This is a genomic window from Streptomyces sp. NPDC046909 (assembly GCF_040644695.1).
In the GTDB taxonomy this organism is placed as follows: domain Bacteria; phylum Actinomycetota; class Actinomycetes; order Streptomycetales; family Streptomycetaceae; genus Streptomyces.
This window is the reverse complement of the sequence record NZ_JBEYXC010000003.1, coordinates 402,000-421,040: the sequence shown is the minus strand read 5'-3', so window position 1 is coordinate 421,040 and position 19,041 is coordinate 402,000. Positions and strand designations below refer to the sequence as shown.

Here is a 19,041-nt window from a genome sequence, read left to right as displayed (position 1 = left end):
CCGGCCCGAGCGCCACCCCCCCCACCACCCCCGGAGCCCCTCCCCATGAAGAACTCAGTACTCCTCGTCCGGACCGCACTTGGTCCGGCCATCGGCGGCACCCTCTTCTACGTCGCCGGTCACTATCTGCCGCCCACCCCCTACTGGGACAGCTTCCTGCGGGTGCTGCCCGCCGGGCTCGTGCTGCTGGCGATCCGTCCCGGGCTGCCCCGCGGCGACTGGTGGTGGAAGTCGCTCGTGCTCGGCACCCTGAACATGGGCATGTTCACGCTGTTCCTGCTGATCTCCGCCCAGCGGCTGCCCGGCGGTGTCGCGGCCACCCTGAACTCGACGTCCAGCCTGGTGGCCATCGCCGTGGCGTCGGTGGTGCTCAAGGAGAAGATCCGGCCGCACCACTACATCGCCTGTCTGATCGGCGTCACCGGCGTCGCGCTGCTCGTCCTGCGCAGTTCGGCCTCCCTTGACGCGATCGGCGTCCTGGCCGGTATCGGCAGTGCCTCCAGCATGGGCGTCGGCAGTGTCCTGGCGCGCAAGTGGGGCCGTCCCGAAGGCGTGAACACCCTCACCACGGCGGGCTGGACCCTGCTCGGCGCGGCGGTCGTCCTGCTGCCGCTGTCGCTGCTCATGGAGGGTGCTCCGCCGAGCTTCACCGGCAAGCAGCTGGCCGGTCTGGCCTGGGCCGCGTTCGTGGTCGGCGCCCTCGGCTTCGCCCTCTTCCTGTCCGGCGTCCAGCGCCTGCCGGTCTCCCAGTCGGCGCCGCTCCCGCTGATGAACCCGGTCACCGCGGCCATCCTCGGCTGGGTGGCGGTCGGCGAGAAGCTCACCGCGTTCCAGGCCGTCGGCGGAGTCCTGGTGTGCACGGCGATCCTCCTGGTCGCCAACCCCAAGCTGCTGGGCCGCTTCTTCACCAAGCCGGAGCCGCAGCCGCAGCAGGCCCCGGTCGCCGCCGACGACAGCAAGCAGGTCGCCCCGTCCTCGTAAGGGGTCAGGCCCTGGGGCCTGGACGCGGCCGGCTGGTTCCTGGACACGGGAGAACTGATGAAGAACTACGACGTCGCCGTCATCGGGGGCGGCCCGACCGGGCTGGTCCTGGCGGGACTGCTGTCGCGGGCCGGGGTGAGTGTGTTCGTCGCGGAGCGCAGACTGACCCGCGGCGACCGTCCCAAGGCGGTCGTGCTGCACGCGCCGACCCTTGAACTCCTCGATGCCTTCGGGCTGTTGGACGATGTGCTGGCGCGCAGCATCCCGCTGGAGAGGTTCACGTTCCACCTCGGCGGGGCGGGCACGTACTCCGCGGAGATGACCGGCATGGACACCTACGTGGACGGCTACCGGAACATGCCGCAGCCGATACTGGAGGGCCTGCTGGAGAAATACGCCCTCGAATACGGCGCGCATATCGAACGCGGCGTCAGCTATGTTTCGCACGAGGTGACCGACGGCGGAATATCGGTCCGCCTCGACAGCCACGAGGACATTCACTGTTCCTATCTGGTCGGCAGTGACGGACCGCGCAGCGCGGTGCGGGAATCGCTGGGCATTCCGATGAACGGGCGCAGTCTCACGTCGAGTTATCTGCTCGTCGAGGGCGTGCCGCAGGAACTCGTCGGCCGGGACGAGGTCGGTATCTACGTCGGGGACACCGGCATGGTCACCATGATGCCGATCCCCGGTGACCAGGTGCTCGTCGCCGGTCCCGCGGTGGCCGGGCTCTCGCTGGAGCGGGGCGCCGACGTGCCCTGGAGCTCGGTCGCCGAGGCCATCGAGGGCCTGGGGTTCGGCAGCCGGCTGCGGCTCGCCGAGGCCGTGCGCACCAGCCACTATTCCGTGGATCTGCGGATCGCGGAGCGTCTGGTGGCCGGGAATGTCGTGCTGGCGGGAGACGCCGCGCATTTGAATACTCCTGCCGGTGGGCAGGGGCTCAATCTCGGTATCAGTGATGCCGTCGCACTGTCCTGGCGTATTCTTCTCGCGCTCAACACTGGTAATTCCGGGGCGCTTTCGGGATATGATGAGGAACGTCGTTCCTACGCGGCCCAGGTCGTGAAGACGACATTCGTCGCCCCGTTCATCGAACAGCTCAAGGCCGCGGACGACACGACCCGGCCGGCCCTTCAGCGGGAGCTGGACGAACTGGCCCTCTCCTGGAGCCAGTTGTACCCGGACGCCGGGAACCGTAGCGGCGACCACTACGAACTGACCGCTGGAGCACGCGTTCCCACCGCCCTGCGGACCGGCGCGCACACCACCACCCCGTTCCTGCCGCCGAGCGACCGCACCGACGGTTCGACGCTGGTCCTGTTCGAGGACGCGGCCCCCGAGACGCTCACGCTGGAGCCGTCGGTGCCGCCCGTGCGGTACGTCCACCGGGTTCCGCGCCCCGCGCACGGACGGATCACCGTGCCGGACGGCGCCCGTGGACTGATCGTCCGCCCGGACCGCCGCGTCGCCCAGGTCGTGCAGGCGTAACCCCCCATCCTTTCCCCCTGGTTCTGGAGTTTTCTGTCATGTCGAAGAAGCCGTCCGTCGTCATCGCCTACTACTCGGGTTTCGGTCACACCGATGTGTTCGCGCAGGCTGTGGAGCGCGGTGCCGTCTCCGCCGGTGCCGAGGTGAGCCTGGTCCGGGTCGACACCATCACCGACGAGCAGTGGCAGCTGCTGGACGACGCGGACGCGATCGTGTTCGGCTCGCCGACCTACATGGGCAGCGCGGCGGGCAAGTTCCATGTCTTCGCGGAGTCGACGTCCAAGCGGTGGGCCACGGCGGCGTGGAAGAACAAGCTGGGCGCCGGTTTCACGAACGCCGCGTGCAAGGCCGGTGACAAGCATTCCACGCTGGCCTACTTCGCCACCCTCGCGGCTCAGCACCAGATGCACTGGATCAACCTGGGCCTGCACCCGGGCTGGCACACCAGCACCGAGTCGGAGAACGACCTCAACCGGCTGGGTTACTTCAACGGGGCCGCCGCCAGTACCCCCGCCGACCTGCCGCCCTCCGAGGTCTCCAAGGCCGACGTCGCGACCGCCGAGCACCTCGGTGAGCAGGTCGCCCGGCACACCGCCGTCGTCCTCGCCGGCCGCGAGGCCCTCGGTATCACCGCCTGACCCGACACCGGGTCCACAGATCCGACCACCGTAGAAGCCACCCCCACAGGAGAGTTGGAACCACCGTGACCACCACCGCCACCCGCACCACCGACGAGACCGTCGACGCCTTCTTCGCCGCCTTCGGCGCCGGGGACTCCGAAGCCCTGCTCGGGGTCTTCGCCGACACCGTCGACTTCCACGTCGGCGGCTCCCCGAACGTCCCGTGGGCCGGCTCCCGGTCCACCAAGGACGAGATCGCCGAGTTCTACGGCCTCTTCCCGCAACTCCTCAGCGGCCCCGAGTCGTTCGAGATCACCACCCGCGTCACCCAGGACCAGGACGCCGTGGTCATCGCCAACTGCGTCTTCGAAGTGATCGCCACCAAGAAGAAGTTCACCAACCGGTACGCGCTGCACTTCACCGTCACCGACGGCCGCATCGTCCGCTACCACATGTACGAGGACAGCTACGCGATCCACGAGGCGTTCACGGCCTGATCACCGCATGATCACCGCCTGATCAGGGCCTGGCCCTCCCGGACCACCCTTCTTTCCCTCCACCTTTCTTTCCCTCCACACCAGTTACAAGAAGAAAGAGACACCCATGTCCTTCCCCGCCATGCCCAAGGCCGTCCACCAGTTCTACGAGGGCTCGCTGGCCGCCGACGCCGAGCTCTGGGGTGCGGGCTTCGCCGAGGACGCGCTCTTCCACGACCCGGTCGGCACCGAGCCGATGCGCGGCCGTGAGGAGATCCTCGCCCGGTTCCGCAAGGTGATCCCGCTGTTCGAGCGGTTCATCGGCATCACGCCCATCGAGGCGTACACCAGCGGCGGCGAGACCGCCGTCTCCTGGCGCGGCGCCGTGGTGACCGCCGAGGGCAACCCCGTGAACTGGTCCGGCATCAGCGTCTTCCGTCTGAACGAGGAGGGCCTGATCGCCGAGGCGCGGCTCTACTTCCACAAGGGTGCCTTCGCCGCGCAGGCCCAGCTCGGCGACCACTGAGTCATGCCGAGGGCGGGGGCGCCCGGGCTCGTCACGAGCGATTCCCGCGCCCCCGCCGCTCCGCTCCGCCCCGGCCCACCGCGCCGGGGCGGGGCATGCAACCGAATCCTGATGGGGGAGGATCACCGACATGCAGGCCAACGGCCTAGTCCAAGAGCTCCGGCTCGACAGCGTCGACGACGTTCTGGGGGACCGGCACACCCGGTTCTTCGGAGAGGGCTTCAAGCGGGTCACGTACTCGCTGACCGACATCACCATCACCCCCGGCACCGCCGGGACGCCCGGTGAGGTGCGCGCGACCGCGGGCATCCATCTGCCCGACACCTGGTCACAGAAGGGCGAGACCCAGCAGCGGCCGCATCTGTCGACCCTCGACGGGATGCTGCTCGCCGCCCGGCTCACCGGCCTGTACGCCGCGCACACCCACCGGCTCCCGGCCGACGCCTTCTTCCGCGTCCGTGACCTGCGCATCAAGGCCGGTCCCACGCCCGACGAAGAGGGCCTGGAGCGCTTCGAGGTGACGGCCCGGCACCGCTCGACCAGCGCCGCCCCGGACGCCCCCGGACGGTCCGTCACCACCCTGGACTGCACGATCGGCTCCATGACCCTCCAGGTCGAGGCCGAGCACCCGGCGACGGACGGACCGCAGGACGCGCCCGGCTCCTACGCCACGGCCGGCGAACTCGACGGCCCCTGGAACACGGCGGCGTTCGGTGTCTCCCACCGCGACCGCGCCCAGTACCTGCGGGACGTCGTCGCGGACGTGGCCGCGGGCACGGCGGACGCCCGCCTCACCCTCGTCGACGCCCCCGAGGCGCCGGCCGGACACGGGCCCACGGCGATCGACCTGTTCGTCTGCGCCCTCCAGCTCGGGCAGGTGCTGCTCTACGAACTCGACGGGCTGACCCGCGCGGACTCCAACACCCTGTGGATGCGCAGCACCCGGTTCACGTCCGGTGCCAAGACGGTGACCGGCGCCGATGCGGTGCCTGGCGCCGATGCGGTGCCCGGCGCCCGCTTCCGCGTCACGCTGGACCGCGCCAACCTGCTTCCCACGGCCGAGGGCACCTGGCGTACCGCCAGGATCACCGCCGCGCTCGGCGGCACCGAGCTGACCTGCAACGTCGTACATCTGCTGCCCTGATCCCGCTGCCGACCGCCAGAAAGCGATCCCTGTGCACACGACACCTGTCGCGCTGGTCGGGCTGGGCAGCTATCTGCCCCCGCAGCGCATCACCAACGAGGCCCTCTGCGAACGCCTCGACACCACCGACGAATGGATCACCTCCCGGACCGGCATCCGCAGCCGGCACTGGGCCGGGCCCGGCGTCGCCACCGGCGATCTCGCCGTCGAGGCCGGCCACCGGGCCCTGAAGTCGGCCGGCCTGGAGGCCGGGCCCGGCGCGGTCGACCTCGTCGTCCTGGCCACCACCACACCGGACAACCCCTGCCCGGCCACCTGCCCCGACGTCGCGGCCCGGCTCGGGCTCGGCCCGGTCGCCGCCTACGACATCGCGGCCGTCTGCTCCGGTTTCCTCTACGCCCTCGCGGCCGCCTCGGCGCACATCGCCTCGGGGCAGGCGCGGCGGGCCCTGGTCATCGCCGCCGAGACCTACTCCACGATCCTCAACCCGGCCGACCGCACCACCAACGTCATCTTCGGCGACGGCGCCGGAGCGGTCGTCCTGTCCGCGGCGGCCGACGACCACCAGGCCGGGCTGCTGCTCGACATCGACCTGGGCTCCGACGGCAGCGGGCGCGACCTCATCACCATCCCGGCCGGCGGTTCCCGGCAGCGCGCCACCACACCGGAACCGGACGCCGACGACCGCTACTTCACCATGCAGGGCAAGCAGGTCTTCACCCAGGCCGTCAACCGGATGACCGAGTCCTCGCAGACCGTGCTGGACCGGCTGGGCTGGGCCGCCGACGACGTGGACCGGCTCGTGGGCCACCAGGCCAATGTGCGGATCCTCAACGCCGTGGCCAAGGGGCTCGGCATCCCGGCGGACCGCGCGGTCATCAACCTCGACCGGGTCGGCAACACCTCCGCGGCCTCGATCCCGCTCGCCCTCGCCGACGCCGCGACGAGCGGCTCGCTCACCCCGGGCGCCCGCGTCCTGCTGACCGCCTTCGGCGGCGGTCTCACCTGGGGCGCCGCCGCCCTCACCTGGCCGGACATCGTCCCCGTCTGACGCACCGCGCCACCTGCTCCACCGCAGCTCACGCACGTACCCCTCACACCCGAAAGGCAGTCACTGTCATGAGCACCTCAACCATGCCGCTGGCCGACATCCTGATCGACATCCTGCTCACCGACTACGAGGTCCCGGAGAACACCGACATCCACACCGACTTCGAGACCCTGGAGTTCGACTCCCTCGTCCTGGTCGAGTTCGCGGTCGCGCTCTCCCGCCGCTTCGACGTCGACATAGAGGACCACGAGCTCAAGGAGGCCGGCACCATAGCCGCCACCGCCGAACTGCTGAAGTCCAAGGGCGTCCAGGCCTGACCCGACCGTCCTCCGGGCCCCGCGCCGCCGACCGCGGCGCGGGGCCCGGACGTCGGCGCACCGCACAGGAGAGACAGACCATGAGCCCCCGACGCCTGGCGTTCTTCGACGTGGACGGCACCCTCACCACCGGCACCACGCTCTTCCGCTTCCTGCGCCACTACCTCGCGGCCCTCGGGCACGACCCCCAGGTGTACGAGCAGCGGCGCCAGCGGCTGAAGGCCATGACCGCCATCGGTGTGCCCCGCGAGGAGACCAACCGCGCCTACTTCGCCAACTTCCGCGACGCCGACGCCGCGGACGTGACCGAGCTGGCCCGGTCCTGGTTCGCCCAGGAGCTGGCCCAGGGCGGCTTCCTCAACCCCAGCGCCGTCGACGCCCTGCACCGCCACCGCTCCGACGGAGACACCGTCGTCCTCGTCTCCGGGTCCTTCCCCGCCGTACTCCGGCCTCTCGCCTGCCACCTCGGCGTGGTCGACGTACGCGCCACCGAGCCCGAGATCACCGACGGCCGCTACACCGGGAAGCTCCTGAGGGCACCGATGATCGGCCCGGCGAAGGCCGACGCGGCCCGGCAGACCGCCGCGGCCCACGGCGCACACCTCACCGACTGCACCGCGTACGGCGACCATCTGTCCGACCTGCCGATCCTGAACGCCGTCGGCACTCCCGTCGCGGTCGCGGGCGACCCCCGGCTCGACCGGCACGCCCGCCTGCACCGCTGGACCGTACTGCCCGGCGCCCCCGAGCCGCCGGAGCTCCCGCTCAGTCGACAAGGAGGTCGGCATGCGCACCCCACCGTTTCACCCTGACCCGCAGGACATCTCCCTGGACCGGGTACTGCACGCCCTGAGCGACCCCATCCGCAGGGACATCGCCCGCACGATGCACACCGAGGGCCCGCGCATAGCGGGCCTGTTCACCTACCCGATCGCGAAGTCGACCCTCTCCCACCACTTGAAGGTCCTGAGGGAGGCGGGCTTGGTGAGAACAGAGGTCCGGGGCACGGCGAGGGTCATCTCGCTGAGGAGGGAGGAGATAGAGGCGCGTTTTCCGCTGCTATTGGAGGCGGTACAAGTGACGACGAGGGTGACGGCAGCGCCCCGATAGGGGCGCGGGGCCGTATCGAATATGCGGCTCCGCCGCGTGGGCGCGACCAGCCACAACGGCGCAGCACCCGCCGACGAACCCTCAAGACCCCCCACGCAACGCCAACAACCGCAACGTATGCGCGGCGGAAGCCAACGTCATGTGCCGATGCCACCCACAGAACGAGCGCCCCACAAAGTCCCGCGCCCCCGTCCGATCGGCCCCGAGACTGCTGTCCAGAGCCACCTTCCGCGTGAGCTTGGTCAACTTCAGAAGCTCCGCCGGACCGGCATCCGCAAGATCCGACACCCAGATCTGCGCAGGCGTCTCCTGCCCCGGACGCCACTCGCCCAGCAGGGTGAGCTGACGCGCCCCACGGCGCACCCGAACCGCCGCCACCCACGACGTGTGCACGCTCCCCGAACCCCCCGGGTCGGCCCAATCGACGGCGCGTCGCAAGGACTTGGCCGAGTCGAGGATGCTCAGAGCCGACACCGACGCCGACGACACCGCCCGCCCGTCGGACGACGCCGGCACCGCATCCGCCACCACGAGCGGCGTGTTCGCGGAGATCCGCGCCACCACCGGCAGCCCCGCGTCGGCGAGCCGCCGCGCGGAGCACCAGTCGGGATCCGTCCGCAGATCCATGAGCACGGGCCGCGGCGGGACGGAGAACTGCCGCGCCGCCTCCAGCACCACGTCCGCCGCGCACTGCCCCATCGGCTCGTAGCCGACGGTCGCCGGGACGTCGGCACGTCCGCGCAGCGTCTCGTCGTCGATCCAGTGCCGGGGCATGAACAGCTTCCAGTTGACGGGCGCGCTGAAGGCCGTGGAGGCGTACCAGGCGCCGAACGCCCGCTGCCCGTTGACGCTCCGCCCGTCCCGTGGGTCGGGGAAGCGGTCCACGCCCACCGTGTGCTCGCCGTCCTTGGGGATGGTCACCGCGTGCAGCACCCACGCCCGCGGCGGGCTCACCTGGTCGAGGAACCCGGCGTGCGCGGCCCGGATGGGGGCCCAGTCCCAGGTCGAGCCGGAGATGAAGTGGTGCAGTCGCTGTTCCTCGTCCGGGCGGCCGAGCGAGAGCGCGATGTTGCGGACCGACTTGCGCCCGTCGGCGAGCAGCAGACCGCGCAGATAGTGCTCGCCGCGCACCCGCTGGTCCCGTCGGCTGAGCGAGGTGAAGAGCGTGCCCAGGAGCTGCTCCCGGTGCCGGCGCAGCTCGGCGTCCCGGTGCCGGTCCCTGGCTCTCGGTATCCGGGACACGGGCCTCGGTTCGACCATGGTGTACATACAGCTCCCCCGTCTCTCTGGCGCCCCTGGCTTGTGGCCTGAGCTCTCCTCAAGGGAAAAATATAGAATACTCGTTTTGTTTTTGGGGGCTGAAACGGCCACGGCTTGATGGCCCCTGTGGAAAGGCTGTGCAAAATCGGCGAGTGCTACACCGCGCTCCTGGCGATGCCCCGCTCGATCAGCGGCCACGCGCGGGCGACCTCGCCCCGGAAGTCGGTATGCCGCCCCGAGGCCGTACGCGGGTACGCCTCCGCCGCCGCCAGCAGCCAGCCCACCAGGCCCGCCACCAGCCGGGGTTCGGCGCCGGGGGCGAGTTCGCCGCGGGCGTCGGCGCGTTCGGCCAGCTCGACCAGGCGCGGCAGCCACGCCTCGTGCCAGTCGGCGGCGATGTCCGCCCGTTCGCGCGCCAGCAGGGCGGCCACCCGGACGACGACGTCCCGCTCGATCAGCTCCGTGAGGGCGTGCAGCAGGGCTCCCACGGCCCGCAGGGCGGAGTCGGGATCGTCCGGCTCCGGCCCCTGATCAGGCGCCGGGGTCGCCTCCAGCGCCGTGCGGGCGGTGGCGGCGCCGGCCCGGACCACCGCCGCGGCCAGGCTGGTCTTGTCGGGGAAGTGGAAGGTCAGGGCGCCGATGGAGACGTTGCACAGCTTGGAGATGGCTGTGAGGGTGGCTCCCCGGTAGCCCTCGGTGTCCATGCACTCGGCAGCGCCCCGGATGAGGATCTCCCGGGTGCGTGCCGCCCTGACCTGCACCGCCGCTCCCCTTCCCGCCGCCACCCTTTTTCAAAGAGATCGTTCTCTTTCTTATCATGGGCGGGCCGGGACGGGGAGCCGTCGTTCAGTGTGTAGCCGTCGCGCCCCCGTCGACCGGCACGGCCGCCCCGGTCACGAAGGACGCCTGGTCGCTGATGAGCCACGCGGCCGTGCGGGCCACCTCCACGGGGTCGGCCAGCCGCTTCTGGATCGCGGCCGCCGCGAACGTGTCCTCCAACTCCGGCGCCTGACGCAGGACTTGCTCCATCATCTCGGTGCGGGTCGCGCCCACCACCAGGGCGTTGACGCGGATGCCCCGGGACCCGTAGTCCGCGGCGGCGGCCTTGGTCAGGCCGATGACCGCGTGCTTGGCGGCCACGTACGCCGCCGACGCCCCCGTCGCCGCGGTGCCCGCGACACTGGAGGTGTTGACCACGGCCCCGCCCCGGCCGGCGGCGAGCATGGCCGGGATCTGCTGCTGGAGGCAGTTCCACACGCCACGCAGATTGACGTCGATGGTCTGCTCGTACGTCGCCGCGTCGATCTCGTGCAGCGGCAGACCGGCGGTGGCGTAACCGGCGTTGTTGAAGGCGGCGTCCAGGTGGCCGAAGGTGTCGACCGCGCTCTCGACCGCGCGGGCGACGTCCTCGGCCCGCGCCACATCGCCGGGTACGGCCAGGGCCCGGCCGCCGAGGGAACGTATCTCCTCGGTCAGCGCTTCGAGCGGCTCGGCGCGCCGGGCCATCAGGACGACCGCGGCGCCCTCCGCGGCGAAGAACCGGGCGGCGGCGGCACCGATGCCGCTGGACGCCCCGGTGATCATGGCGACTCGTCCGTTCAGCATGGTCACCGCTCCCAGACCGTGCCGGCCTCGGCCTCGGCGTCGAGGCGGCGCAGCAGGCCCTCGTCGATGTCGGCGAGCCTGCCGATCAGGTGGCGCACTCCGGCCTCGGCCATCAACTGCCGCTGGAATCCGTGCTCGAAGGGGCTGGGGAGTCCGATGAAGGGGGTGCCGAGGGTCCGGGCGGTCTCGGCGACCCGGGCCACGTCGTCCACGAAGACGGCCTGGTCGTGCTTGAGGCCGAAGACCTGCGTGGTGATCTCGTGGATCCCGGGCCGGATGTCGTTGGTGCACACGTACCCGGGCCCGTCGAACAGGTCGGCGTGGTCGCCGAGGAACCGGTCGAAGTGGTCCTTGGACAGCCCGCCGTAGCAGACCGTGCGCAGGCCCAGTCCGCGCAGGCGGTGCAGGAGTTCGACCGCGCCGTCCGCCACCTCGACGGGGTGCCGGGCGACATGGCGGTCGCGCTCCTCGAAGTAGGCGGCCAGGGCCTCTTCGCCGGTCATGGTGGAGCCGGTGGCCGCCGCCATGCCGAGCCCCGCGATGTGCTGGGGCTGCGAGAAGATGGCGCGCTCGGTCTCGGCCGTGTACGTGCCGCCCCGGCTGACGACGAAGTGGTGGATGACCGGGCTGAAGGTGTCGTTGAGCAGCACCCCGTCGATGTTGAGCGCGGCCAGCCGCAGCTTGCCGAATCCCCGTTCCATGTTCCCCTCCAGGTACGGTTTCGCGCCGTCGGGGAGCACCGTCGAGCGGCCTCGCGCGCCACGGCGGGCGTGCAGGGAGCTGCCTGGGCTTCATTGCGCCGGCAGACGTCGAAGGCAGTCCCTGACCGTGCGGATCACAGGATCGTGCGGATCACAGGATCACCGGGCCCCGCGCGGTGGCGGCCCGGTCATGTGGTCGAACTTGCATCCGGAAGACTGCCATAGCCGGTGGCCCTTCCGCGCTCCGGATCGATCGTGATGCGGAAGGCGAGGGCGGGGACCGCGATGCCGGGGAGCAGCAACTTCCACATGCGGACGGCCCGTTGGGGAAGGTCGGCGCGCCCGGTCGCGGCGGCGGAGAACAGCTGCATGCCGGTGCAGGTCTCGACCACGAGCTCGGCGAGTTCCTTCGGGTCCACCCCGGCCTGGAGCTCACCCCGTTCCACGGCGGCGACCAGGCATTCCTCCATGATCCCCGCCCACTCCTGGTACGGGGTCGCGGCGCCCTCCATGCCGAAGGTGCTCTGTTCCGTGGTGAGGCGTACGCCGGCCCGCAGCAGGACGTCCGTCTGGAGGAGGTGGGACCAGATCATGGTGATGTCCACCAGCCGCTGGAGCCCCTCGGAGGTCAGCAGTGGGACGATGGTCTGCGGCTGGGCCTGCATGACGGCGCGGGCGAGGGCTTCCTTGGAACCGAAGTGGAAGTAGAGGGCGCCGGTGGTCGCGCCGGAGCGTTCCAGGATGCGGTTGATGCTGGCCCCGGCGTATCCGGATTCGTCGAACGCCACGGCGGCGGCCTGGAGGATGGCCTCCCGGGTCTCCACGGCGCGCTGCTGCTTCAGCTGTCTCATCTCGGCTCCCAAAAAAGAATATCCATTACGTTACAGCCGGAACCGCGAGCCGCCCCTTTGCTCCCCGACTGTCCCTGTATCTCCACGAAAGAACCGGCGGGCCTTCCCTGAACCTCCGCTCCGCCTTGAGTCCCTATTGAAGATCTCTTTACTCGTATCTGACCATACAGAACCGAACAATCTTTATGTTTATGTGATCGTGAGGGCCGGAACAGGCCTATGCCAGGGGGAGCGTGCATGTTCACTACCACTCAGCTCGTGCCGGACGTCAGCGTCGGCATACCGGTCACCCGCGACTACGTCCACAAGGTGGACGCATCCGAGGTCCTGCTCACGGAGTGGCAGGAGACGGCACCCGACAGGTACCACATCCTCGCCAACTGGCCGAAGGAGCACGGCTTCTACAGCTCCCGGCACGGTCTGCACGACCCGCTGCTGCTCGCCGAGTCGGTCCGCCAGGCCGTACCGCTGCTCAGCCACGCCGCCTACGGTGTGCCGTTCGGCCACCGCCAGTCCTGGAGCAGCCTGAGCTTCTCCCTCACGCCCGCCGCCCTGGCCGTCGGCGCGTGCGACTCGGCCGTCGAACTCCACGTCGCCTGCCCGGATGTCGTACGCCGGGCCGGCCGGCTCGCCTCGGTCACCATGGAGGTCGACCTCGTGCGCGACGGCGTACGGGTGGGCTCCGCCCAGACCCGCTTCGCCAACCACGCGCCGGCCCTCTACAACCGGCTGCGCGGCCCCTACGCCGACATCGCCCGGGCCACCGGCCGCGCGCTCCCCGTGGAGCCGCCCGTGGCTCCCGCCCGGGTCGGCCGCGACCACCCCGACGACGTGGTCCTCTCCGCCTCCGACACCCCGGGCCGCAGCCGGCTCCGCGTCGACCTCGGGCACCCCGTGCTCTTCGACCACCCGGTCGACCATGTGCCGGGCATGCTCGTCCTGGAGGCCGCCCGCCAGGCCGCGCAGGCGGTCGCCCATCCCCGGACCACCACGGTCATCGGCATGGACGCCGTCTTCGCCCGCTACGCCGAGTTCGACGCCCCCTGCTGGGTCCACGCCAGCCTCCTGGACTCACCCGGCCGCGGCACGACCCGCGCGATCGTCTCCCTCGTCCAGAACGACGTATGCCTGTTCTCGGGCGTCATCACGCTGCTGGAGACGGCGGCCTGCTGACGGCGGGGCGACGGGGTGGTGGGGCGGTGGACCGACGGGGTGTCGACGGCACGCGCGCGTGGACAGGCCAGTGCCGGCACGCGCGTGGGGCGGGCCCGGCACCGGCCCCGCCCGTGCGCAGCCCCCGTACCGACAGGAAGGCGGCACCCCCGTGACTCCGCGACCGCATCGGGTGGCCGTGCTGGCTCTGCCCGGGGTTCAGGCGCTGGACTTCGGTATTCCGTTGCATGTGTTCGGTGACTGGGAGGGCGGGCCGTACGCGGTGACGGTGTGTGCGGAGGCGCCGGGGCCGGTGCGGGTCGAGGGTGGGCCCGCGCTGCTCGTCGAGCACGGACTGGACGTACTCGCCCACGCCGACACGATCGTCGTGCCCGGGCACAAACGGCCGGATCCGCCGTCGTCGGCGGTGCGTGCCGCGCTCGCCGCTGCCGGTGCCCGCGGTGCCCGCGTGGTCTCCATCTGTACGGGCGCCTTCGTGCTGGCCGCCGCCGGACTCCTCGACGGCCGGCGCGCCACCACCCACTGGCAGCGCACCGCCGAACTCGCCCGCGCCCACCCGGCCGTGACGGTCGAACCCGACCTGCTCTACGTCGACGAGGGCGAGGTGCTCACCTCGGCGGGCGGGGCCGCCGGGATAGACCTCTGTCTGCACGTCATCCGCGTCGACGCCGGCGCCGCGGCCGCCAACCAACGCGCCCGCGTGCTCGTCGCGGCGCCGCACCGCCTCGGCGGCCAGGCCCCCTACATCGACCGGTCCGACCCGTCGCGCCGGTCCGACCCATCGCGCAGGTCCGGCCAGCCGTGCCGGTCCACCCCGCCCCGCCCCACCGGCACCCTCGACGAACTGCTCGTCTGGGCCCGCCGTCACCTCGACGAACCGCTGACCGTCGACCGACTGGCCGGCCGGGCCCGCCTCTCCCGCCGCACCCTGGTCCGCCGCTTCCACGACGAGACCGGGCTGCCGCCCCTCCAGTGGCTCACAAACGCCCGCATCGACCGCGCCCGCGAACTGCTGGAGGCGTCCGACGCGCCCCTCAAGGACATCGCCCGGGCGTCGGGGCTGGGCACCCCGGCGAATCTACGGGCCCTGTTCAAGCGCCATGTCGGCGTCCCCCCGAACAGCTACCGCGATACGTTCGCGAGCGCCTCGGGCCCCGGGGGTGGTCCGGACACCCCAGACACCCCGGATGCTCCGGACACCCCGGCCGCCCCACATGGATGAACTATCCAGTTGGTTTTCTCTTCGGCCCCGCTCGACTACGCTCATGCCGTGGCTGAGACACCCAAGGCACAGCAGACCCGCGCCAAGCTGCTGGAGGCCGCCCAGGCGGAGTTCTCCGAGTACGGGCTCGCGGGGGCGCGCGTGGACCGTATCGCGGAGCGCTCCGGCGTCAACAAGCAGCGGATCTACGCCTACTTCGGCAACAAGGAAGCCCTGTTCGCCGCCGTGATGAACAAGGTCTACGCCCATATGTCCGAGGCCGTGCCCATCCCCGTCACGGAGGAGGGGCTGCGCAGCTACGTCGGCGAGGTCTTCGACTACCACCGGCAGTCCGACCTCGTACGGCTGCTCGCGTGGGAGGGACTGCACTACCGGGAGCAGCCGATCCCGGACGAGAAGGAGCGCGAGGCGTACTACGTCCACAAGACGGACGCCCTCGGCCTCGCCCTCGGTGTCGAGGACGCCGGCGCCGCGGCCCGGATCCTCATCTCCCTGATCGGCGTCGCGTCCTGGCCGTTCATCGTGCCGCAGCAGCGCCGGCTGATGCTGGGGCCGGGCGGGGAGGCGGAGTCGGGCTGGGCGCTGCTGCGGGCCAGCGTCGTGGCGCACGGGGACGCGGTGATCGACAGCGCGCTGGAGGGACGGGCCGCCTGAGCGGCCGTCAGCACAAGCGCCGTAAGCGGCCGTAATCGGCGTGAGACCCAGGGGAGTTCGGCTTCGACCGGGCTCCCCTCTTCGATGCCTGCGGTCCACTTCTCGATGTCTGCGGTCCACTTCTCGATGTCTGCACCCCGCATTGAAAAACCAACTAGATGGTTGCATCTGGCTTCAAGGGCGGCTACCTTCTCACCATCCCCGCCTCAACCAGGCCTGCTCCAAGGAGAGTTCCCATGGCCACCCCGACCCTGCTCGCCCGGACCGCCCGGCCCCCGCTCGAACCGGCAGCCGCGCCCACCACCGTCCTCGCCGCCGCCCTGCTCGCCTTCTTCGTCATCTCCCTCGACGGCTCGGTCGTCAACGTGGCGCTCCCGGCGATCTCCCACAGCCTCGGCGGCACCATGGCCGACCTTCAGTGGATCGTCGACGGCTACACCCTGATGTTCGCCGCGTTCATGCTGTCGGCCGGAACCTTCTCCGACCGGATCGGCGCCGGCCGCGCCTACGCCTGGGGCCTCGCCGCCTTCACCGTCGCCTCCGTGGCCTGCGGAGTCGCCCCGAACCTGGGCACCCTGATCGGCGCGCGCATGGTGCAGGGCGGTGCGGCGGCGCTGATGGTCCCGGCCTCGCTCGCGCTGATACGGCAGACGTACACCGACCCCGGCAAGCGGGCCCGGGCGATCGCGATCTGGACGGCCGCAGGGTCGGTCGCGGTCGCCGTGGGACCGGTCGTCGGCGGCCTGCTCACGAGCGGGCTGAGCTGGCGCGCGGTGTTCTACCTGAACCTCCCCGTGGGCGCGCTCGGCCTCGCCCTGCTGACCCGGATCGCCCCCTCGGCGCGCCGCGCGGCTCCGGTCGACCTCGTCGGCCAGCTCTCGGTGGTGGTCTCCCTCGCGGGACTGACGTACGCCGTGATCGAGGGCGGACGCGCGGGCTGGGGGAGCGCGGACGTGCTGGGCACGCTGGCGCTGGCGGCCGGGGCGACGGCGGTGTTCGTGCGGACCCAGGCGCGGCGCGAGCAGCCGATGGTGCCGCTGAGCGTCTTCCGGAACCGCACGGTCCTCGTCTGCCTCGCGGCCGGGTTCACCGTCAACGCGGTGTTCTACGGCGCCATCTTCGTCCTCGGCATGTACTTCCAGCAGGTGCGCGGCGCCTCCCCGGTCAGTACCGGCGCGATGTTCATCCCGATGTGCGCGCTGATCTCGGTCGTCAACATGGCGGGCGTGAAGCTGGCCGCCCGCCGGGGCGCATGGGTGCCGATGGCGGCCGGGCAGCTGGTCATGGCCACGGGGGCGGTGCTGATGCTGACGGTCACGTCGGCCACGCCGTATCTGGTCCCGGTGCTGCTGCTCGTGCCGATCGGGCTGGGCGGCGGGCTCGCGGTGCCCTCGCTGACGGCGGCGATTCTCGAGAACATCGACGCCGAGCGGGCGGGGACGGCGGCGGCCGTGCTCAACACCGCCCGCCAGGTGGGCAGTTGTGTCGCGGTGGGGGCGTTCGGGGCGCTGATCGCGGACTCGGCGCACTTCCAGCGGGGCTTCGACACGAGCTTCGCCGTCAGCGCGGTGCTGCTGCTGACGACCGCCGCGGCCACGGGGTTCCTGTTGCCGCGGGCGGGCCGGAAGTAGCTCGCCGGAAGCAGGGCGGCCGGAAGTGGGTAATGCGGCCGGAAGCAGATCGTGCGGAAGCAGATCGGGCGTGACGGGGGTGGGGGTCCCCCCGTCACGCCCTGCCCAGGTGCGGCTGTCCCGCAGCAGCCAGGGACGTCGGCCCCGCCGCCGGCGACGTCGGCCCCGCCTCCCGCAGATGGCGGGTCAGCCGGTCGGGGTCGGTGTCCGGGCGGGTGGCCAGTTCGCGGGCGAGGGCGGCGTGGCGGAGCTGGCGGGCGGACGGGGTCTGGGTGCTGAGGACGACGTCGCGGGGGAGTTCGGGCAGGCGGTAGCGGCCGGTGCCGCCGGCCTCGGGGTCCGCGTCCCAGACCAGGAGGCGGGCGGTGACGGCGGCGTCGATCAGCGGTAGCAGCTCGTCGGGGGCGAGACCCTGGACGGCGGCGAGGAGCCCGACGTCCAGCCAGGCGCCGTCGGCGGCGGCGTACGTCAGCAACGTCCGGGTCTCCTCCGGCAGTTCGAGGAGACGGGCGTGCAGGATGCCCCGCACCGCGGCCGGTATCCGTGAAGTGCGCTGCTGGGGCGGGAGCTTGAGGAGCTCGGCGAGGGTGAAGGGGTGCCCTTCGGAGCGCCGGTGCAGTGCTGATGCCTCCTCGCGGGTGCCCGACTCGCCGTGCGCCGTGAGGAGTTCGGCCACGTCGTCGACGGTGAGAGGGTTCAGCGTCAGCCAGGTCGCGCCGAGCGGGGCCAGTTCCGCGAGCAGCTTGCTGGACACCGGGGCGTCGGGGTTGCGCAGGGTGCAGACGAAGACGACCGGGGCCTCGCGGACCACCTGCGAGAGCCGTCTCAGGAGGCGGTGGAAACCCTGGGGCGCCTGGTCGAGGTCGTCGATGACACACAGGGTGGGCGCCTGGGTGAGCTCGCGGACGACGGTGCCGAGCGGGTCCTTCTGCGCGACCTCGTCCTCGGCCGAGTCCTGCCCGTCCTGCCGCAGCGCGTCCAGGAGCTGGACCGTCGGACAGGTCTGGGAGATGCCACGGTTCCCGCTGAGTGCCTGCCCGGCCCGGGTCCGGGCGACCGTGAACCCGGCCGCCGCCGCCCGCGCCGACAGCTCGTCGAGCAGCCGGGTCTTGCCCGACCCCTGCTCCCCGTGGACCACGGCCCACCGGGGCCGCCCGCCGGCCGCGGCCGCCAATAGCGCGGCGAGCTGCGCGGTCTCCTCGCCCCGGCCCACGAACGGCCCCTGCCCGGGCGGGACGTGGGCGGACGTGAAGTCGGGGCCGGCCGAGAGCGTCGTACCGGACGAAGGGGTGCCCAGGACGACCACGTCGTGCCGGAGGATCGCGGTGTGCAGATCCCGCAGCTGCGGGCTGGGGTCCAGGCCCAGCTCCGTGGCGAGCATGTCGCGGAACCGCTCGTACTGCCGCAGCGCCTCGACCGGCCGCCCCGCCGCGTACAGCGCCCGCATCAGCAGCGCCCAGGACGTCTCCCGGTGCGGATCCTCCAGTACGAGGCTCTCGGCGACGGCGACGGCCTGTTCCGTCTCGCCCTGCTGGACGAGGATCGTGGCGCGGAGTTCCTTGGCGTCCTGGAGGGCGCCGTGCAGCCGGGCCCGCTCGCGGTCGGCGAAGGCGTGCTCACCGGCCTCGGCGAGGGGCGCGCCGCGCCACAGCCCGAGCGCCGCGTCGATCTCCCGCCGGGCGACCGGGAGCTGGCGCACGCGCAGCGCCTCCCTGGCCCGGCCCACCGACTCCTCGAACAGGGCGGTGTCCCGGGCCTCGGCCGGCACCTTCAGGGCGTATCCGGCCGGTTCGCTGACCAGCACCGTGGAGCGGCCCTGCCGTACCGGATCGAGGACCGCGCGCAGTCGGCTGACATGCGCGCGCACCGAGGACGCGGCGCCCGTCGGCCGGTCCGTCGGCCACAGGTCGCGCAGCAGCGTGTCCTGCGAGACGGGGCGCCCGTCCTCGATGAGCAGCCGTACGAGCAGCAGCCGGCGCTGCCGGGGTCCCAGGTCGACGGCAACGTTGCCATCGAGTACCTCGACAGGGCCGAGCACGCCGAACCGCATCGCGTGTGCATGACGTGTGTCCAACGGGCGGGCCTCCTCCTGACGCGGATGCAGGCTATGCGATGAAGGCGAAAGCGTTTTCGACGGTCATCAAATGGTCACAATCGACCGGACTCCTGGAGGGCGCCGTGAACTGTCCTCCGGCCGCCGCCCGTTGGCGTCCTCCGGCCGCCGCCCGTTG

General features: G+C 71.5%; 20 protein-coding genes. 14 read left to right on the top strand and 6 right to left on the bottom strand.

The window, feature by feature from the left end; genetic code table 11:
• The first annotated feature begins 45 nt into the window (after positions 1-45).
• The 10 genes from ABZ928_RS10680 (at position 46) to ABZ928_RS10635 (ending at position 7,713) form a co-directional block, all read left to right on the top strand.
• On the top strand, positions 46-981 hold the full coding sequence (locus tag ABZ928_RS10680) for a DMT family transporter (protein WP_361516834.1): 936 nt from the start codon (positions 46-48) through the stop codon (positions 979-981).
• A 57-nt stretch (positions 982-1,038) separates the two neighbouring features.
• Positions 1,039-2,469 carry an FAD-dependent monooxygenase gene (locus ABZ928_RS10675; protein ID WP_361516832.1) on the top strand — a complete coding sequence of 477 codons (1,431 nt, stop codon included), beginning with the start codon at positions 1,039-1,041 and terminating at the stop codon, positions 2,467-2,469.
• Positions 2,470-2,507: 38 nt separating this feature from the next.
• A complete protein-coding gene (locus tag ABZ928_RS10670) occupies positions 2,508-3,107 on the top strand; it encodes a flavodoxin family protein (RefSeq protein WP_361516830.1) in 600 nt (199 codons plus the stop codon).
• Between the two features lie 65 nt (positions 3,108-3,172).
• Positions 3,173-3,586, top strand: a complete 414-nt coding sequence (locus ABZ928_RS10665) for a nuclear transport factor 2 family protein (RefSeq protein WP_361516828.1) — start codon at positions 3,173-3,175, stop codon at positions 3,584-3,586.
• Positions 3,587-3,692: 106 nt separating this feature from the next.
• Positions 3,693-4,091 (top strand): nuclear transport factor 2 family protein, encoded by a 399-nt coding sequence (locus ABZ928_RS10660; protein ID WP_361516826.1) that lies wholly within the window; start codon positions 3,693-3,695, stop codon positions 4,089-4,091.
• 130 nt (positions 4,092-4,221) lie between these two features.
• Positions 4,222-5,235 carry an AvrD family protein gene (locus ABZ928_RS10655; protein ID WP_361516824.1) on the top strand — a complete coding sequence of 338 codons (1,014 nt, stop codon included), beginning with the start codon at positions 4,222-4,224 and terminating at the stop codon, positions 5,233-5,235.
• A 31-nt stretch (positions 5,236-5,266) separates the two neighbouring features.
• A complete protein-coding gene (locus ABZ928_RS10650; RefSeq protein ID WP_361516823.1) occupies positions 5,267-6,286 on the top strand; it encodes a beta-ketoacyl-ACP synthase III in 1,020 nt (339 codons plus the stop codon).
• 68 nt (positions 6,287-6,354) lie between these two features.
• Complete coding sequence (locus ABZ928_RS10645; protein WP_361516821.1) at positions 6,355-6,603, top strand: acyl carrier protein; 249 nt, start codon at positions 6,355-6,357, stop codon at positions 6,601-6,603.
• Between the two features lie 80 nt (positions 6,604-6,683).
• On the top strand, positions 6,684-7,415 hold the full coding sequence (locus ABZ928_RS10640) for an HAD-IB family hydrolase (protein ID WP_361516819.1): 732 nt from the start codon (positions 6,684-6,686) through the stop codon (positions 7,413-7,415).
• Entirely contained in the window at positions 7,390-7,713 is a 324-nt protein-coding gene (locus ABZ928_RS10635) for a helix-turn-helix domain-containing protein (protein WP_361516817.1), read from the top strand. The genes ABZ928_RS10640 and ABZ928_RS10635 overlap by 26 nt, the downstream gene beginning before the upstream one ends.
• 81 nt (positions 7,714-7,794) lie before the next feature.
• Here the strand turns inward: ABZ928_RS10635 and ABZ928_RS10630 are convergent, their stop codons facing one another.
• From ABZ928_RS10630 to ABZ928_RS10610, 5 genes are all read right to left on the bottom strand, one after another.
• Positions 7,795-8,982, bottom strand: a complete 1,188-nt coding sequence (locus ABZ928_RS10630) for a transposase (protein WP_361516815.1) — start codon at positions 8,980-8,982, stop codon at positions 7,795-7,797.
• A gap of 146 nt (positions 8,983-9,128) precedes the next feature.
• On the bottom strand, positions 9,129-9,734 hold the full coding sequence (locus ABZ928_RS10625) for a TetR/AcrR family transcriptional regulator (RefSeq protein WP_361516813.1): 606 nt from the start codon (positions 9,732-9,734) through the stop codon (positions 9,129-9,131).
• An 85-nt stretch (positions 9,735-9,819) separates the two neighbouring features.
• Positions 9,820-10,578: a glucose 1-dehydrogenase gene (locus ABZ928_RS10620; RefSeq protein ID WP_361516811.1), complete on the bottom strand. Its 759-nt coding sequence runs from the start codon at positions 10,576-10,578 to the stop codon at positions 9,820-9,822.
• Between the two features lie 2 nt (positions 10,579-10,580).
• The gene (locus ABZ928_RS10615; protein ID WP_361516809.1) at positions 10,581-11,279 is read right to left on the bottom strand and encodes an HAD family phosphatase; all 699 of its coding nucleotides are present in this window, start codon (positions 11,277-11,279) and stop codon (positions 10,581-10,583) included.
• Positions 11,280-11,467: 188 nt separating this feature from the next.
• Positions 11,468-12,130: a ScbR family autoregulator-binding transcription factor gene (locus ABZ928_RS10610; protein ID WP_361516807.1), complete on the bottom strand. Its 663-nt coding sequence runs from the start codon at positions 12,128-12,130 to the stop codon at positions 11,468-11,470.
• A 237-nt stretch (positions 12,131-12,367) separates the two neighbouring features.
• Between ABZ928_RS10610 and ABZ928_RS10605 the strand changes: the two genes are divergently transcribed.
• The 4 genes from ABZ928_RS10605 to ABZ928_RS10590 all read left to right on the top strand — a co-directional run bounded on the left by ABZ928_RS10605 (position 12,368) and on the right by ABZ928_RS10590 (position 16,810).
• Positions 12,368-13,303 (top strand): ScbA/BarX family gamma-butyrolactone biosynthesis protein, encoded by a 936-nt coding sequence (locus tag ABZ928_RS10605; RefSeq protein WP_361516805.1) that lies wholly within the window; start codon positions 12,368-12,370, stop codon positions 13,301-13,303.
• A 151-nt stretch (positions 13,304-13,454) separates the two neighbouring features.
• Positions 13,455-14,525, top strand: a complete 1,071-nt coding sequence (locus ABZ928_RS10600; RefSeq protein WP_361516803.1) for a helix-turn-helix domain-containing protein — start codon at positions 13,455-13,457, stop codon at positions 14,523-14,525.
• 48 nt (positions 14,526-14,573) lie between these two features.
• The gene (locus ABZ928_RS10595) at positions 14,574-15,179 is read left to right on the top strand and encodes a TetR family transcriptional regulator (RefSeq protein WP_361516801.1); all 606 of its coding nucleotides are present in this window, start codon (positions 14,574-14,576) and stop codon (positions 15,177-15,179) included.
• Between the two features lie 236 nt (positions 15,180-15,415).
• Positions 15,416-16,810 (top strand): MFS transporter, encoded by a 1,395-nt coding sequence (locus tag ABZ928_RS10590; RefSeq protein ID WP_361516799.1) that lies wholly within the window; start codon positions 15,416-15,418, stop codon positions 16,808-16,810.
• A 94-nt stretch (positions 16,811-16,904) separates the two neighbouring features.
• On the opposite strand, the gene ABZ928_RS10585 is transcribed toward ABZ928_RS10590, so the two are convergent.
• Complete coding sequence (locus ABZ928_RS10585; RefSeq protein WP_361516797.1) at positions 16,905-18,884, bottom strand: BTAD domain-containing putative transcriptional regulator; 1,980 nt, start codon at positions 18,882-18,884, stop codon at positions 16,905-16,907.
• Positions 18,885-19,041: the final 157 nt, after the last annotated feature.

Bases quoted from the DNA above. Each gene is read 5' to 3' on its own strand.
- ABZ928_RS10680 (WP_361516834.1), top strand. From the start codon at position 46: ATGAAGAACTCAGTACTCCTCGTCCGGACCGCACTTGGTCCGGCCATC.
- ABZ928_RS10675 (WP_361516832.1), top strand. From the start codon at position 1,039: ATGAAGAACTACGACGTCGCCGTCATCGGGGGCGGCCCGACCGGGCTG.
- ABZ928_RS10670 (WP_361516830.1), top strand. From the start codon at position 2,508: ATGTCGAAGAAGCCGTCCGTCGTCATCGCCTACTACTCGGGTTTCGGT.
- ABZ928_RS10660 (WP_361516826.1), top strand. From the start codon at position 3,693: ATGTCCTTCCCCGCCATGCCCAAGGCCGTCCACCAGTTCTACGAGGGC.
- ABZ928_RS10655 (WP_361516824.1), top strand. From the start codon at position 4,222: ATGCAGGCCAACGGCCTAGTCCAAGAGCTCCGGCTCGACAGCGTCGAC.
- ABZ928_RS10645 (WP_361516821.1), top strand. From the start codon at position 6,355: ATGAGCACCTCAACCATGCCGCTGGCCGACATCCTGATCGACATCCTG.
- ABZ928_RS10640 (WP_361516819.1), top strand. From the start codon at position 6,684: ATGAGCCCCCGACGCCTGGCGTTCTTCGACGTGGACGGCACCCTCACC.
- ABZ928_RS10635 (WP_361516817.1), top strand. From the start codon at position 7,390: ATGCGCACCCCACCGTTTCACCCTGACCCGCAGGACATCTCCCTGGAC.
- ABZ928_RS10630 (WP_361516815.1), bottom strand. From the start codon at position 8,982: ATGTACACCATGGTCGAACCGAGGCCCGTGTCCCGGATACCGAGAGCC.
- ABZ928_RS10620 (WP_361516811.1), bottom strand. From the start codon at position 10,578: ATGCTGAACGGACGAGTCGCCATGATCACCGGGGCGTCCAGCGGCATC.
- ABZ928_RS10615 (WP_361516809.1), bottom strand. From the start codon at position 11,279: ATGGAACGGGGATTCGGCAAGCTGCGGCTGGCCGCGCTCAACATCGAC.
- ABZ928_RS10610 (WP_361516807.1), bottom strand. From the start codon at position 12,130: ATGAGACAGCTGAAGCAGCAGCGCGCCGTGGAGACCCGGGAGGCCATC.
- ABZ928_RS10605 (WP_361516805.1), top strand. From the start codon at position 12,368: ATGTTCACTACCACTCAGCTCGTGCCGGACGTCAGCGTCGGCATACCG.
- ABZ928_RS10590 (WP_361516799.1), top strand. From the start codon at position 15,416: ATGGCCACCCCGACCCTGCTCGCCCGGACCGCCCGGCCCCCGCTCGAA.